Source organism: Candidatus Pacearchaeota archaeon (assembly GCA_035404185.1).
Classification (GTDB): domain Bacteria; phylum Patescibacteriota; class Minisyncoccia; order Minisyncoccales; family Minisyncoccaceae; genus UBA2211.
In genome coordinates this window covers 409,226-422,336 of record DAONGN010000001.1, presented here as the reverse complement: position 1 = coordinate 422,336, position 13,111 = coordinate 409,226, and the positions used below count along the sequence as shown (strand labels likewise).

The 13,111-nt window shown below is 34.6% G+C and carries 24 protein-coding genes; all 24 read right to left on the bottom strand.

The genetic code is table 11. From position 1 onward, the window contains the following. Window positions 1-2: 2 nt before the first annotated feature. Complete coding sequence (locus PLD14_02365; GenBank protein HPR80045.1) at window positions 3-488, bottom strand: uL15m family ribosomal protein; 486 nt, start codon at window positions 486-488, stop codon at window positions 3-5. A gap of 1 nt (window position 489) precedes the next feature. Further along, entirely contained in the window at window positions 490-969 is a 480-nt protein-coding gene (locus PLD14_02360) for a 30S ribosomal protein S5 (GenBank protein HPR80044.1), read from the bottom strand. Window positions 970-975: 6 nt separating this feature from the next. After that, the gene (rplR, locus tag PLD14_02355) at window positions 976-1,320 is read right to left on the bottom strand and encodes a 50S ribosomal protein L18 (protein ID HPR80043.1); all 345 of its coding nucleotides are present in this window, start codon (window positions 1,318-1,320) and stop codon (window positions 976-978) included. 14 nt (window positions 1,321-1,334) lie between these two features. Continuing rightward, complete coding sequence (gene rplF, locus PLD14_02350) at window positions 1,335-1,877, bottom strand: 50S ribosomal protein L6 (protein HPR80042.1); 543 nt, start codon at window positions 1,875-1,877, stop codon at window positions 1,335-1,337. 1 nt (window position 1,878) lies between these two features. Further along, complete coding sequence (gene rpsH, locus PLD14_02345) at window positions 1,879-2,271, bottom strand: 30S ribosomal protein S8 (GenBank protein ID HPR80041.1); 393 nt, start codon at window positions 2,269-2,271, stop codon at window positions 1,879-1,881. A 16-nt stretch (window positions 2,272-2,287) separates the two neighbouring features. Then, the gene (locus PLD14_02340; protein ID HPR80040.1) at window positions 2,288-2,473 is read right to left on the bottom strand and encodes a type Z 30S ribosomal protein S14; all 186 of its coding nucleotides are present in this window, start codon (window positions 2,471-2,473) and stop codon (window positions 2,288-2,290) included. Between the two features lie 19 nt (window positions 2,474-2,492). Beyond that, entirely contained in the window at window positions 2,493-3,059 is a 567-nt protein-coding gene (gene rplE, locus PLD14_02335; protein HPR80039.1) for a 50S ribosomal protein L5, read from the bottom strand. 10 nt (window positions 3,060-3,069) lie between these two features. Then, on the bottom strand, window positions 3,070-3,375 hold the full coding sequence (gene rplX / locus PLD14_02330; protein HPR80038.1) for a 50S ribosomal protein L24: 306 nt from the start codon (window positions 3,373-3,375) through the stop codon (window positions 3,070-3,072). A gap of 4 nt (window positions 3,376-3,379) precedes the next feature. Continuing rightward, window positions 3,380-3,751 carry a 50S ribosomal protein L14 gene (rplN, locus tag PLD14_02325; GenBank protein ID HPR80037.1) on the bottom strand — a complete coding sequence of 124 codons (372 nt, stop codon included), beginning with the start codon at window positions 3,749-3,751 and terminating at the stop codon, window positions 3,380-3,382. A 6-nt stretch (window positions 3,752-3,757) separates the two neighbouring features. Beyond that, on the bottom strand, window positions 3,758-3,997 hold the full coding sequence (rpsQ, locus tag PLD14_02320) for a 30S ribosomal protein S17 (GenBank protein HPR80036.1): 240 nt from the start codon (window positions 3,995-3,997) through the stop codon (window positions 3,758-3,760). A gap of 1 nt (window position 3,998) precedes the next feature. Further along, a complete protein-coding gene (gene rpmC, locus PLD14_02315; GenBank protein ID HPR80035.1) occupies window positions 3,999-4,181 on the bottom strand; it encodes a 50S ribosomal protein L29 in 183 nt (60 codons plus the stop codon). A 1-nt stretch (window position 4,182) separates the two neighbouring features. After that, window positions 4,183-4,596 carry a 50S ribosomal protein L16 gene (gene rplP / locus PLD14_02310; protein HPR80034.1) on the bottom strand — a complete coding sequence of 138 codons (414 nt, stop codon included), beginning with the start codon at window positions 4,594-4,596 and terminating at the stop codon, window positions 4,183-4,185. Window positions 4,597-4,601: 5 nt separating this feature from the next. Further along, window positions 4,602-5,273 (bottom strand): 30S ribosomal protein S3, encoded by a 672-nt coding sequence (gene rpsC / locus PLD14_02305; protein ID HPR80033.1) that lies wholly within the window; start codon window positions 5,271-5,273, stop codon window positions 4,602-4,604. Window positions 5,274-5,277: 4 nt separating this feature from the next. Beyond that, window positions 5,278-5,724 (bottom strand): 50S ribosomal protein L22, encoded by a 447-nt coding sequence (gene rplV / locus PLD14_02300; protein ID HPR80032.1) that lies wholly within the window; start codon window positions 5,722-5,724, stop codon window positions 5,278-5,280. A gap of 1 nt (window position 5,725) precedes the next feature. Beyond that, window positions 5,726-6,049 carry a 30S ribosomal protein S19 gene (gene rpsS / locus PLD14_02295; protein ID HPR80031.1) on the bottom strand — a complete coding sequence of 108 codons (324 nt, stop codon included), beginning with the start codon at window positions 6,047-6,049 and terminating at the stop codon, window positions 5,726-5,728. A 5-nt stretch (window positions 6,050-6,054) separates the two neighbouring features. Continuing rightward, window positions 6,055-6,867, bottom strand: a complete 813-nt coding sequence (gene rplB / locus PLD14_02290; GenBank protein HPR80030.1) for a 50S ribosomal protein L2 — start codon at window positions 6,865-6,867, stop codon at window positions 6,055-6,057. 1 nt (window position 6,868) lies between these two features. Next, complete coding sequence (gene rplW / locus PLD14_02285; protein HPR80029.1) at window positions 6,869-7,234, bottom strand: 50S ribosomal protein L23; 366 nt, start codon at window positions 7,232-7,234, stop codon at window positions 6,869-6,871. 1 nt (window position 7,235) lies between these two features. Continuing rightward, window positions 7,236-7,871, bottom strand: coding sequence for a 50S ribosomal protein L4 (gene rplD / locus PLD14_02280; protein ID HPR80028.1), 636 nt, complete (start codon window positions 7,869-7,871; stop codon window positions 7,236-7,238). Window positions 7,872-7,877: 6 nt separating this feature from the next. Next, a complete protein-coding gene (rplC, locus tag PLD14_02275) occupies window positions 7,878-8,465 on the bottom strand; it encodes a 50S ribosomal protein L3 (GenBank protein HPR80027.1) in 588 nt (195 codons plus the stop codon). A gap of 100 nt (window positions 8,466-8,565) precedes the next feature. Further along, window positions 8,566-8,910, bottom strand: coding sequence for a 30S ribosomal protein S10 (gene rpsJ / locus PLD14_02270; GenBank protein HPR80026.1), 345 nt, complete (start codon window positions 8,908-8,910; stop codon window positions 8,566-8,568). Window positions 8,911-8,920: 10 nt separating this feature from the next. Next, window positions 8,921-10,117 carry an elongation factor Tu gene (gene tuf / locus PLD14_02265; protein HPR80025.1) on the bottom strand — a complete coding sequence of 399 codons (1,197 nt, stop codon included), beginning with the start codon at window positions 10,115-10,117 and terminating at the stop codon, window positions 8,921-8,923. A gap of 135 nt (window positions 10,118-10,252) precedes the next feature. Next, the gene (locus tag PLD14_02260) at window positions 10,253-10,462 is read right to left on the bottom strand and encodes a hypothetical protein (protein HPR80024.1); all 210 of its coding nucleotides are present in this window, start codon (window positions 10,460-10,462) and stop codon (window positions 10,253-10,255) included. Window position 10,463: 1 nt separating this feature from the next. Beyond that, the gene (gene fusA, locus PLD14_02255; protein ID HPR80023.1) at window positions 10,464-12,575 is read right to left on the bottom strand and encodes an elongation factor G; all 2,112 of its coding nucleotides are present in this window, start codon (window positions 12,573-12,575) and stop codon (window positions 10,464-10,466) included. 62 nt (window positions 12,576-12,637) lie between these two features. Next, complete coding sequence (gene rpsG / locus PLD14_02250; GenBank protein HPR80022.1) at window positions 12,638-13,108, bottom strand: 30S ribosomal protein S7; 471 nt, start codon at window positions 13,106-13,108, stop codon at window positions 12,638-12,640. Window positions 13,109-13,111: the final 3 nt, after the last annotated feature.

The window sequence follows — 13,111 nt, the reverse complement described above, 5'->3', positions numbered from 1 at the left end:
TTTTACTTTTTAGTTTTTGCTTTAGAAACCCCCTTCTTGGCAACTTCTTTTACTGTTTTTGCTACAACTTTTCCTCCAGCTTTTTCTATTTTTTCTATAGTAGTTTTTGAAACCAAACAGCCCTCGATAGTTAAAGATTTTTTGATTTCTCCTGTTCCTAGAATTTTAATAGTAGGAATCTTTCCATCAACCTTTCTAATAATTCTTTTAGCAACTAATACTTCGGGATTAATAACAGTATTAGATTCAAATATTTCTTCTAAAACATCTAAGTTGACTGATGAAACTTCTGTTTGAGTATTGAAATTATATCCTCTTAGTTTAGGATATCTTTTAATCCAACCACGGATGATTGGTTTAAACTTTGCACCGGCTCTTCCTTTCTGTCCTTTTCCACCACCACCACAATATGTACCTTTCTTTCCTCCGCGACCAACTCTCTTTTTTTTCTTAAAAGTTGTATTCTGTTTTAATTCGTGTAATTGCATATTATTTCTTCTTCAATTTAGATAAAGCTTGCATTGTCGCTTGGGCATTATTTAATTTATTTCTTGTTCTTGATAATGTTTTAGAAGAAATGTCTTGAATTCCAGCTAAAGAACAAATAATTCTAACTGTTCCTCCAGCTACTAAACCCTTACCTTTCATCTGTGGTTTTAATATTACGCGAGATGGTCCGAACTTAGCCTCAACTTCAAAAGGAATCGTTCCTTCAGATATAGGAATATCTTTTAAATTCTTTTTAGCAACTCTAGTTGCCTTTTCAATAGCTTGAGAAACATCTAAACCTTTAGCAGCTCCAATTCCTACCTTTCCCATTTTGTTTCCGGCCACGATAACTGCTCTGAATCTCATTGTCTTTCCTCCTCCAGTTACCTTAGTAACTCTAGCCAAGTCTAAAAGCTTAGATTCAAATTCATCTTTTATTTCATTCTTCTTATCAAATTTTGTATTTCTTTCTCTTTTCATATGTAATTAGAATTTTAATCCACCTTCTCTTGCTCCTTCAGCTAAGGCCTTTACGCGACCGTGATATTTATATCCTCCACGATCAAAAATTACTTCAGTTATCTTTTTCTCAACTGCCTTTTTAGCAATTTCATTTCCAATTTTCTTTGAAGAATCAGATTTCTTTTCTTTTCCTTTAACTGAAACATCAGACACCGCTAAAATAGTTTTGCCAGTAGTGTCATCAATCAATTGAGCATAGATGTGTTGATTTGAACGGAAAACACAAAGTCTGGGCTTAGTTGCAGTACCATCCGCCTTTGCTCTCACTCTTTTGTGTCTTATTATTCTTTTTGCTTTTTTTTCTAACATGTATTTCAAATATATTATGCACCCGCAGCTGCCTTCTTGCCAAGCTTTCTCTTAATAATTTCTGTTGTGTATTTAATTCCTTTTCCCTTGTATGGTTCTGGTGGTTTAACCTTTCTGATTGTGGCTGAAATCTGTCCAACTAATCCTTTGTCTATTCCAGTAACAATAATTACGTTCTTTTCAACTTTAAATTCAATTCCTTCAGGAGCATCAATATCTACAGTATGACTTAAACCGACATCTAAAACCAATTTCTTTCCTTCGGTTCTAGCCTTAAAACCGACTCCGTTGATCTCTAATCTCTTTTCAAATCCCTTTGTAACTCCGTCAATCATATTAGAAACTAAAGTTCTAGTTAAACCCCAAAGAGCATTAGATTTCAAATCTAATTTCTTAGGAGTAAAATAAATTGCATTTTCTTTCATTTCAATCGCAATTTCTGGAACTGCTTTCATTGTTAAAACACCCTTAGGTCCTTTAACCTCAATATTTACTCCGTTGATTTTTACTTCAACTCCTGCTGGTATTAAAATTTCTTTTTTTCCTATTCTTGACATATTACCAAATTTCACAAATTACTTCTCCCCCAAGCTTAGCTTTTCTAGCTTCCTTATTAGTCATTATTCCTTTTGAAGTTGTGACTATTGAAATTCCGTGTCCTGACTTAACCGGTTTCAATTCATTGTGGGTTGAATAAATTCTTTGCCCTTGTTTAGAAATTTTCTTAATCTTTGTAATCACAGGGTTTCCTTCTTTATCATATTTAAAATCAACAATAATCTTTCTCTTTGACAATCTTCCTTTCTTATCAATATTTTCAATAAGACCTTCCTTTTTAAAAACCTCAAGAATCGCATACTTATAATCTGAGTATGGATAAAGAGCTATCTGTTTTTTACTAACAGCTAAGGCGTTATTTATTGAACTGATCATGTCTGCTATTGGGTCCATTTTCTTTTATATATAATTACCAACTACTTTTTGTTACTCCCGGCAACTCTCCTTTATTCGCCATTTCTCTAAAACAAATTCTGCACAAACCAAACTTTCTGATATAACCATGTTTTCTTCCACACTTAAAACATCTTCTTACTACTCTTGAAGAAAATTTTGGTGTCTTTGCTGATTTTGCTATTTGTGATGTTTTTGCCATAATTTAACACTTTTTGACTTTAACTTTTCTTGAATGGAAAGTCAAGTAATTTAAATAATTCCAATCCTTCTGCTTTGCTTTTTGCGTTAGTATTAATCGTAACTTCCATTCCAAGAATAATTGGAGATTTTTCTGGAGATATTTCTGGAAAAGCAATATGTTCTTTGATTCCCAAATTTAGATTTCCGCCTCCATCAACTGACTTAGGATTAATTCCTAAAAAGTCTCTGGAACGAGGAAGAACAATATTAACTAACTTTTCCATGAAATCATTCATTTTCTTTCCTCTCAAAGTAACCTTAGATCCGATAACGCTTCCTTCTCTTAATTTAAAAGTAGAAATTGATTTTCTGGCAACGGTCATAACTGGTCTCTGTCCGCAAATACTGGAAAGATTGGTTCTTATATATTCAATAAACTTCTTCTGTTCATCTTTTGTCTTAGGAGAAATAACTCTTCCGAATCCAATATTAATAACTATCTTCTCTATTTTTGGAATTGCCATAACATTCTTATATCCAAACTTTGCCTTCATTTTAGGTACTGCTATCTTCTTGTATTTTTCTTTAATGCTTGTTATTGCCATAATTTTTTAATTAAATATGCGCTCCGCATTTATTACAAACACGGTATTTTTTTCCTTCAACTATTTCATAACCAACTCTGGCTGCTTTTCCGCATTTAGAACAAACCAACTTAACATTCGAAACGTTGATTGCTCTGGGAGCAGAAACTATCTGTCCTTTTTGTCCAGATTTCTTGGGTTTGACATTCTTCTTTACTAAAGCAATTCCCTCAACAACAATTCTATTCTTAACAGGAATAGATCTTAAAACCTTTCCTTTCTTGCCTTTGTCATTGCCCGCGATTATTAAAACTTGGTCGTTCTTTTTTATCTTCATATATTTAAACTAAATCTTTTGTCATTGTTGAAATCTTCTCAAATCCTTTTTCTCTTACTTCTCTAGCTACTGGTCCTAAGATTCTAGTTCCCTTAGGTTCTTTTGAAGCTCCTTCAAGCATAACAATAGCATTATCATCAAAACGGATATATGTTCCATTATTTCTTCTTACCGCACCTCTTTCTCTAACAATGACTGCTTTTAAAACTTGGTGCTTCTTTACCGCTTTTCTTGGTTCAGCATCCTTTACGGCAACGACAATAATATCACCTAGTGATGCGTATCTTCTATATGTTCCGCCTAAAACACGGATACATTTAGCCATCTTGGCGCCTGAATTATCAGCAACCTTTAATAATGTCTGTACTTGTATCATTTTCTTTTATTTACTTAATTTTGAAACTACCTCCCAATTCTTATCCTTTGACATCGGCTTAGTTTCTCTAATTAAAACTTTATCTCCTGTTTTAAATTCTCCTGTTTCTGTATGAGCCTTATATTTCTTGTGAATCTTGTATCTTCTCTTATACTTTGGATGTTCTTTAATTCTTTCAACCTCAACTACAACAGTTTTCTGCATTTTATCCGATACTATTTTTCCTATTAATTCCTTTTTTGGCATACTATTTCTTATTTAATATAGTCAAAATTCTTGCAATATCTTTTTTATTTTCTCTTAACTCTTTGGTATTCTTAATTCCTCCAGAAACGGCCTTGAAGCGAAACTCTTCATTTGCCTTTTTCTTGTCATTCATTAATCCTACCAATTCTTCTTTAGCTTTTGAAATCAATTCTTTGCTTTTCATATTACTGTTTCTTAACAAATTTTGTCTTTAAAGGTAATTTATCTCCTGCTTTTCTAAAAGCTTCTCTGGCATCCGCTTCAGGGATTCCTTCTAATTCGAACAACACTCTACCTGGTTTAACTGGAAATACGTAATGGTCAAGTGAACCTTTACCTCCTCCCATCGGCACTTCTTGTCCCTTCTTAGTTCTTACCTTATCAGGAAATACTCTAATCCACAACTTTCCTCCTTTCTTTAGATATCGAATAATCGCTCTTCTGCAGGCCTCTAATTGATTAGAAGTAATCCACTTTTCAGAAGTTGCTTTCAATCCGAAACTACCGAAGCTGATTTTGGTTCCTTTACTTTCGAAGGTTCTTCTACTTCTTCTACCCTTCTGCTGTTTTCTATGTTTTAATCTTTTTGGGGCTAACATGATTTTTATTCAAATTTATCTCCTTTGTATATCCAAACCTTTATTCCAATTGCACCATAGGTACATCTGGCTTCTCCGAATCCGTAATCAATATCAGCTCTGATTGTCTGTCTGGGTAATCTTCCTTTCTCTAGCCATTCTGATCTTGCAATCTGAGCTCCGTCTAATCTACCTGAAACCATGATCTTTACTCCTTTAACATTCTTATTAGCCATAACTTTTTCAATGGCTTGTTTAATTGTTTTTCTAAATGGTGTTCTTTTCTCAATCTTCTGGGCAATCCACTGATTAACCAAAACTGAAGAAGTCCAAGGATTAGAAACCTCTCTTACTTCTAATTTCAATCTCTTTCCTAATTCACTTAATTCTTTTAATCCTAAATCATTCTTCTTGAAAACTTCTTTCAATAATTCAAGCCTTATCTTTTCAATTCCTTCACCGCCGCGTCCGATAATCAATCCCGGTCTGGCCGAATGGATAATAACACTTGTTTTATTACTGTATCTTTCTATTTCAACTTTTTCCACGCTTGATTCTTTTAATTTATTGGTCAAAAAAGTCCTGATGATGTAATCCTCTTTTACACTCTTCAAAGGTTTATTACCGTAAAAACCGTGTGACAACCAGTCTTCGATTCCTCTGATTCTAAAAATTTTAGGGTGAACTTTGTGACTCATTTTTTTATTTCTTCTTTGTTATTGTTTTCTTTACTTTTTTCTCAACTTTCTTTTCCTCAACTTTTGCTTCTTCTTTAACAATCTCTTTTTTACCTTTCTTGCTTTTTTTAACGTCTTCTTTCTTCATATCTAAAACTAAAGTTACATGAGAAGTTTTCTTCTTGATAATTTCTCCTCTTCCTCTTGATTTAGGTAAAACTCTCTTTCCGGCTGGACCTTCATCAACTGTAATCTTAGAAATAAACAAATCGGTTGCTGAAATATTCTTTGTTATCTTGGCATTAGCAAGTGCTGAATTTAATAATTTCAATATTGGGTCACTTGCTCTCTTAATAGCGAAATTCAAAATCGTCTGGGCTTCTTCCGCCTTCTTTCCTCTAACCAAGTCAGCAATTAATCTTGCCTTTCTTGGAGCAATATGTAAATGATTTAATTCAACTTTGAATGCCATATTATTTTACTTTAGCTGGTGCGACTGCAGCGGGTGCTGGAGCAGCTCCTTTCTCCTGTTCTTTACTTGCCTTTCCTCCGTGTCTTAAAAATTTAGTTGTTGGAGAAAATTCTCCTAACTTGTGACCAACCATTTCTTCAGTAACTCTTACTTGAAGAAAATCCTTTCCATTATGCACACCAAAAGTAAAGCCGATCATTTCGGGATTAATAGTACAAGCTCTCGACCATGTTTTAATGGCGGCCGTTTCGCTTGGTTTCTTTCCTGCAATCTTTTTTGTGACATTCGGATCGATATATGGTCCTTTTTTTAGACTTCTTGACATATTATTTATTTTCTCTTCTTCTTAACTCTTCTTTGAATAATTAACTTCGCTGTCCATTTATTCTTCTTTCTGGTTTTAACTCCTAATGCTGGTTTTCCCCAAGGAGTCTTTGGATGCTTTAAACCGATTCCTGTTCTACATTCTCCACCTCCATGAGGATGATCACAGGGGTTCATAACAGAACCTCTAACGTGTGGTCTAATTCCTTTCTTTCTGCTCTTTCCAGCTTTTGACCAATTGATAAATCTGTATTCAGAATTAGAAACCTTTCCAATTGAGGCAAAACATTCCCCAGGAATCTTTCTAATTTCTGAAGAAGGCATTTTTAAATTAGCATATCCACCTTCATAGTTTTGTAACACTGCACCTGTTCCGGCTGATCTTACTAATATTCCGCCCTTTCCTGGTTCTAATTCAACATTATAGACTATAGTTCCTTCTGGAATATTTTTCAACTTCATTCTGTTTCCAGTATCAGCTTCTGCCTTTTCGGCGCAGATTATTTTATCTCCAGCTTTCAATCCTTCAGGAGCAATAATATATTTCTTTTCTTTGTCTTCGTATTGAACCAAAGCTAAAAATGCACTTCTATTAGGGTCATACTCTAGAGCAATAACTTCTGCGGGGATATTCATTTTTTTCTGTCCAAACTCAACCAGCCTTAAAAGTTTTCTTGCTCCGCCTCCTTTTTGCCAAGAAGTAATTCTACCATTACTTCCTCTTCCTCCTGTTCTCTTAATTCTTACTAGAAGATTCTTTTCTGGCTTCTTCTTAGATAAAGGAAGTAGGTTCTTCAATTTTAATGTTTTTCTCTGCATATTATTGTCCTACAATTTCAATTTTTTGACCTTCTTTAATTTTTACAATGGCTTTCTTGTATCCACTTCTATATCCAATCTTTCTTCCTTTAGATATTTTCTTTCTAGGAATATTGATTGTTCTTATTTGAATAACGTTAACCTTGTATCTCTCTTCAATCGCATTTTTAATTTCAACCTTGTTTGCATCTGTTGTAACATGGAAAACGTAAAAGTTTCCAGTATTAGACATGTTAACTGCTTTTTCAGTAATACAAGGAGACTGCAATACGCTTTTTATTGTTGTCGAAATTTCCTTGTTCTCTTTCTTAACAGTTTCTTTCTTCGCCTTCACTCCTTTTTCTTTTTTAAAAATATTCAATGCCATACTAGTCTAAAAATGTTTTCTTAATCTCACTAATTCCTTCCTTGTCAGTTAATAAATATTTTGATGAAACAACATCTAAACAGTTTAAGTCTTTTGCTTGAATAGTTGAAATCTTGGGCAAATTTCTCATTGCTAAGATAACATTCTTATCTAATTTAGGCAAAACTACTAAACAGCTTTCTCTAATTCCAATATTCTTTAATAAGCTTCTTGCTTCTTTAGTCTTAGCTTCTTTTAAAGATAGTGTTTCAGTAATAACTAATAATCCTTCTCTGGCTTTGTCTGATAAAGCAGCAAATAAAGCTTTTCTTTTAATATTTTTAGGTAAAATTCTTTTGAAGTTTCTGTCTTTTGTTGGTCCATGAGAAACACCTCCACCAACCCAGATAGATGATGTATTAGAACCACTCCTTGCGCGGCCTGTTCCCTTCTGTTTCCAAGGTTTGATTCCACCTCCAGATACTTCAGCTCTTCCTTTAGCATGAGCAACAACTGTTCTTCTGTTTCCCATCTGAGAAACAATAACTTGATGAACTAAATCAGAGTTCATTGGAACTTCAAATATTTCTTTTGGTAAATCTGTCTTAACAGTTTTAATCTCTACCACCTCTTCAATTTTTGTTGCTTTCTTTGCCATATAATTTTATCCTCTAATTTCCAAAAGCGTTCCTCTTCTCCCAGGAATTGCTCCTTTGATCGCTATAATACTATTCTTCATATCAACCTTTACAACTTCTAAATTCTTAACAGAAATTCTGTCGCTTCCAGTTCTTCCAGGCATTTTTCTACCCTTAATAACTCTTGCTGGAATAGAACAACCAGTAGAACCTAATGTTCTATGTTCGTGCTTGTTACCATGAGTTGCAGAAAGTTTTCCGGAAAATCCCCACCTCTTTACTCCTCCTTGGAATCCTTTTCCTTTAGATACTCCGGAAACTTTTATTTTATCTCCTGGTGTAAAAACATTTGCCAAAATCTTATCTCCTGCCTTGTATGCGTTAACATCTCCTTCGAACTCTTTCAAATATCTAAATGGTGTTCCCGTCTTTTTGATCTTTCTTTCAGGCAAAGATTCAAATCCAATCTTGATTGCTTCATATCCGTCTTTTGCTTTGGTTTTAACCTGAACAACACCACATTCTCCAGTCTGAACAAGAGTAACGGGAACTACTGTTCCGTCCTCTTTGAAGACCTGACTCATTTCAATTTTTTTACCTAATATGAATTTCATAACTTTACAAAAAAAAGACCGGATAACCAGCCTTAAAGACTAGTACTATCAAATATTCAATTAATTTTTAATTATATAAATCAATTATTTAATAATTAACCTACATTATACTCTTGATCTCGGTATCCACTCCAGCGGGTAGAGTCAATGACTTTAACGACTCTACCACTTTCTGGTTCGGACTCAAAATATCAATAACCCTTTTGTGAATTCTCATTTCGAATTGCTCTCTAGCCGATTTGTGAACGAAAGTTGACCTGTTTACAGTGAACTTGTTTATTTCAATCGGCAAAGGAATCGGTCCAGCAATTTTAACTCCGCACCTTAGCGCCATTTCAATAATCTGCTGGGCGCTTTTATCAATGACCTTGTGGTCATAGGCACGAAGCTTGATTCTCAATTTCGCTGTTACTTCCTTTTCAGTTTTTTTAAGGGCTGCTGACATCTTATTTATTCTACTTTATAATCTTAGTTATAGTACCTGCTCCAACTGTCTTTCCTCCTTCTCTGATAGCAAAACCTTGCTTTTCTTCCAAAGCTACAGGAACAATCAACTTAACAGTTACTTCAACTGTATCTCCAGGCATAACCATTTCTGTTCCAGCGGCTAAAATTACATCTCCAGTAATATCAGCTGTACGGATAAAGAATTGGGGTTTGTATCCTGAGAAAAATGGAGTGTGTCTTCCGCCTTCTTCTTTTGTTAAAACATATATCTGAGCAGTAAATTCTGTATGAGGAGTAATAGTTCCTGGCTTAGCCAAAACTTGTCCTCTTTCAATATCTTCTTTCTTCAAACCTCTTAATAAAATACCGACGTTATCTCCAGCTTGTCCAGTTGATAATGATTTATTAAACATTTCAACAGAAACTGCAGTTGTTTTTTGAGTTGGTCTAATACCGACAACTTCAATTTCTTCGTTAGAGTTAACAATACCTCTTTCAATTCTACCAGTCGCAACCGTACCTCTTCCTTCAATTGAAAAAACATCTTCAATAGCCATTAAGAAAGGCTTAGCTACGTCTCTAACTGGTTCAGGGATATATGTATCTAATTTATCTACTAGTTCTAAAACTTTTTGAACCCAAGGATCATCAACAGATGTAGCTTCTAAAGCTTTTAGAGCTGAACCGCGGATTACGGGAATCTCATCTCCTGGGAAATTATACTTTTTTAATAGTTGTCTTACTTCGTCTTCAACTAAATCAATCATTTCAGCATCTTCAACCATGTCGCATTTGTTCAAAAATACAACCAATGAAGGTAAACCTACTTGGTGAGCTAAAAGAATGTGCTCTCTTGTTTGAGGCATAGGACCATCAGTAGCAGCAACTACTAATACGGCTCCATCCATTTGAGCAGCACCGGTAATCATATTCTTAATGTAGTCAGCGTGTCCTGGACAGTCAATGTGAGCATAGTGCCTTTTGTCTGTTTCGTACTCTAAGTGAGCGATGTTAATAGTAACACCTCTTGCTTTTTCTTCAGGAGCTGAGTCAATCTGATCAACTGACTTTTCTGCCGTCTTTCCATTCTTCATTGCTAAGCAATGTAATATTGCCGCACTTAAGGTAGTTTTACCGTGGTCAACGTGACCAATGGTTCCCACGTTCAAGTGTGGTTTTGTTCTTGTAAAAACTTCTGTTGCCATATTTTTATTATTTATTTTTTTTATTATTTATGTCCCTTCTTTTCTACTATTACGACTGACAATAAAAAAGAACGGATTAATGTTTATAATTAACAAATCTATTTTAACCAAATTTCGAAAAAAGTCAATAACCTACTAGAAAGGAAGGTCGTCAATCTTCAATGTTTCTGTTTCAAGTTCTCGTGGAACTTTAGAAATTTGCTCCGTCTTGACTTCGGCCTTTGTCTCTTTCTTGTTTCTATAATCTTCTAATTTCATGATTATCAAGGTTGGCCCATTTTCTTGAGCAAGAACTATCTTGCCGCCTTCTTCCTCTATTATCTTTTGAATCTCTTTTAGTTCCATATTATTTTCTTTTACCCTCTACTATTTCTTGGGCAATATTTCCCGGAACCTTTTCGTAATGATCAAACTCCATTGATGATGTTCCTCTTCCTTGAGTTAATGATCTTAATGAAGTTGTATAACTAAACATTTCTGATAAAGGCACTTTAGCGTAGATAACCTTGACTCCTGGCCTATCTTCTGTTTCTTCAATCTGACCTCTTCTCGCTGATACATCTCCGATAACATCTCCCAAGAAATCTGGTGGAACAACTACTTCTAATTTCATAATTGGTTCTAATAAATGAGCGCCTGCTTTTTTAGCTCCATCTTGCAAAGCCATTGAACCAGCAATCTTAAAGGCCATTTCTGAAGAATCGACTTCATGGAATGAACCATCCCATAGAATAACTTTCATGTCGACTAAAGGATATCCAGCAACAACACCTTTTGCCATCGCTTCTTTAATTCCTTTTTCAATCGCAGGAATGTATTCTCTTGGAATAGAACCTCCTTTAATTTCATTAACAAATTCAAATCCTTTTCCTCTTTCTAGCGCTTCAAGCTTAATCTTTACGTGACCGTATTGACCTCTACCTCCAGTCTGCTTAACGTATTTACATTCAGCATCAGCATTTCTCTCAATCGTTTCTCGGTAAGATACTTGAGGTCTACCAACATTAGTTTCAACTCCGAATTCTCTCTTTAATCTATCCACAATAATTTCTAGATGTAATTCTCCCATACCTGATAAAACCATTTCACCAGATTCCTGATTAGTTTCCATTCTAAAAGTTGGATCTTCTTCTTGTAGTTTCTTCAGAGAAGCACCCATTTTTTCTTGGTCTGCTTTAGCTTTTGGTTCTACTTGAATTGAAATAACTGGTTCGGGGAAAACAATCTTTTCTAGAACGATTGGACCTGACTCATCACAAAGAGTGTGTCCAGTAGTTGTATTTTTCAATCCAACGAAAGCAACGATATCTCCAGCATATACTTCTTCTACTTCTTCTCTTTCATTAGAATGCATACGAAGAATTCTACCGATTCTTTCTCTTTCTCCAGAAACAGTATTAAGTAAATATCCTCCTTTATTGAAATGTCCTGAATAAGCTCTGGCATAAGTCAATGTTCCAACAAAAGGATCGGTTGCAATTTTAAAAGCTAGGGCTGAGAAAGGCTCGTCATCCTTAGGATGTCTTTCTAATTTAATTTCTTCATCATTAGGGTCAACTCCTTTAATAGCAGGAACATCCAACGGACTTGGTAAGTAATATACTACTGCATCCAAAACTAATTGAACTCCTTTGTTTCTTAAAGATGTTCCAATTAAAACGGGAATTAATTTATAGCTAATAGTTGCTTTTCTCAAAGCACCTCTTAAATCTTCTACTGAAATCTCTTCTCCGTTTAAATATCTTTCCATTAGAGCCTCATCTTCGGCAACAATCTTCTCAACCATTTTGTGTCTCCATTTCTTAGCTTCTTCTAAAGAAGACTCAGGAATATCGAACTTGATAACATCCTTTCCCATTTCTCCTTCAAATTTAACAGCTTTCATTTCCATCAAATCAATAATGGCTGAAAAATCTTCTTCTTGTCCGATTGGGTATTGAACCGCAACCGCGTTAATAGTTAATTTGTCCCAAATAGATTGCAAACTTTTTTCAAAAGATGCACCCATTCTGTCTAATTTATTAATAAAACAAACTCTGGGAACGTGGTACCTGTCAGCCTGTCTCCAAACAGTTTCTGATTGAGCTTCTACTCCAGCAACACCGTCAAAAACAACCACAGCGCCATCCAAGACTCTTAAACTTCTTTGTACTTCAGCAGTGAAGTCAATGTGTCCAGGAGTGTCGATAAGGTTGATTCTGTGTTCGTTTGTTTTGTCTTTCTTTAAATAATCACCAGGAGACCAAAAACAAGTTGTAGCAGCAGAAGTAATAGTAATACCTCTTTCTCTTTCTTGTTCCATCCAATCCATTATGGCTGCACCTTCGTGAACCTCACCAATCTTATGTGATATTCCGGTATAAAACAAAACTCTCTCACTAGTTGTAGTTTTACCTGCATCAATGTGAGCAATAATTCCGATATTTCTATATTTTTCGATTGGATATTGGCGGCTCATAATATTTTTTTTATTTTAGAACACAAAACCTATTTGGCTTGGAAATAGGTTTATATATTAAATTACCATGCAAAGTGGGCAAATGCTCTATTGGCTTCTGCCATTTTGTGAGCGTTCTCTTTCTTTCTAACTGCATTTCCTTTGTTTTCTGAAGCTTCAATTAATTCATCAGCTAACTTGAATTTCATTGCTTTACCTTTCTTGTCTTTAGCTGAATTAATCATCCATTTCATAGCTAAACTCAATTTTCTATTTCCCTTAACTTCCATTGGAACTTGGTAAGTTGCTCCTCCGACTCTTTTTGGTTTTACCTCAAGAACTGGAGATACATTCTGAATAGCTAATCTAAAAACATCTAAAGGGTTCTTTTTTGTTTGATTTTTGATTAAATCAAAAGCGCCGTAAACTATTTTCTCGGCTACTGTTTTTTTCCCGTTAGTCATTACTTGGTTGATAAATTTAGCAACCATAATATCGTTGTATACTGAATCGGGCATTATAACTTTCTTTTTAAATTTAAGTCCTGTTGCCATATA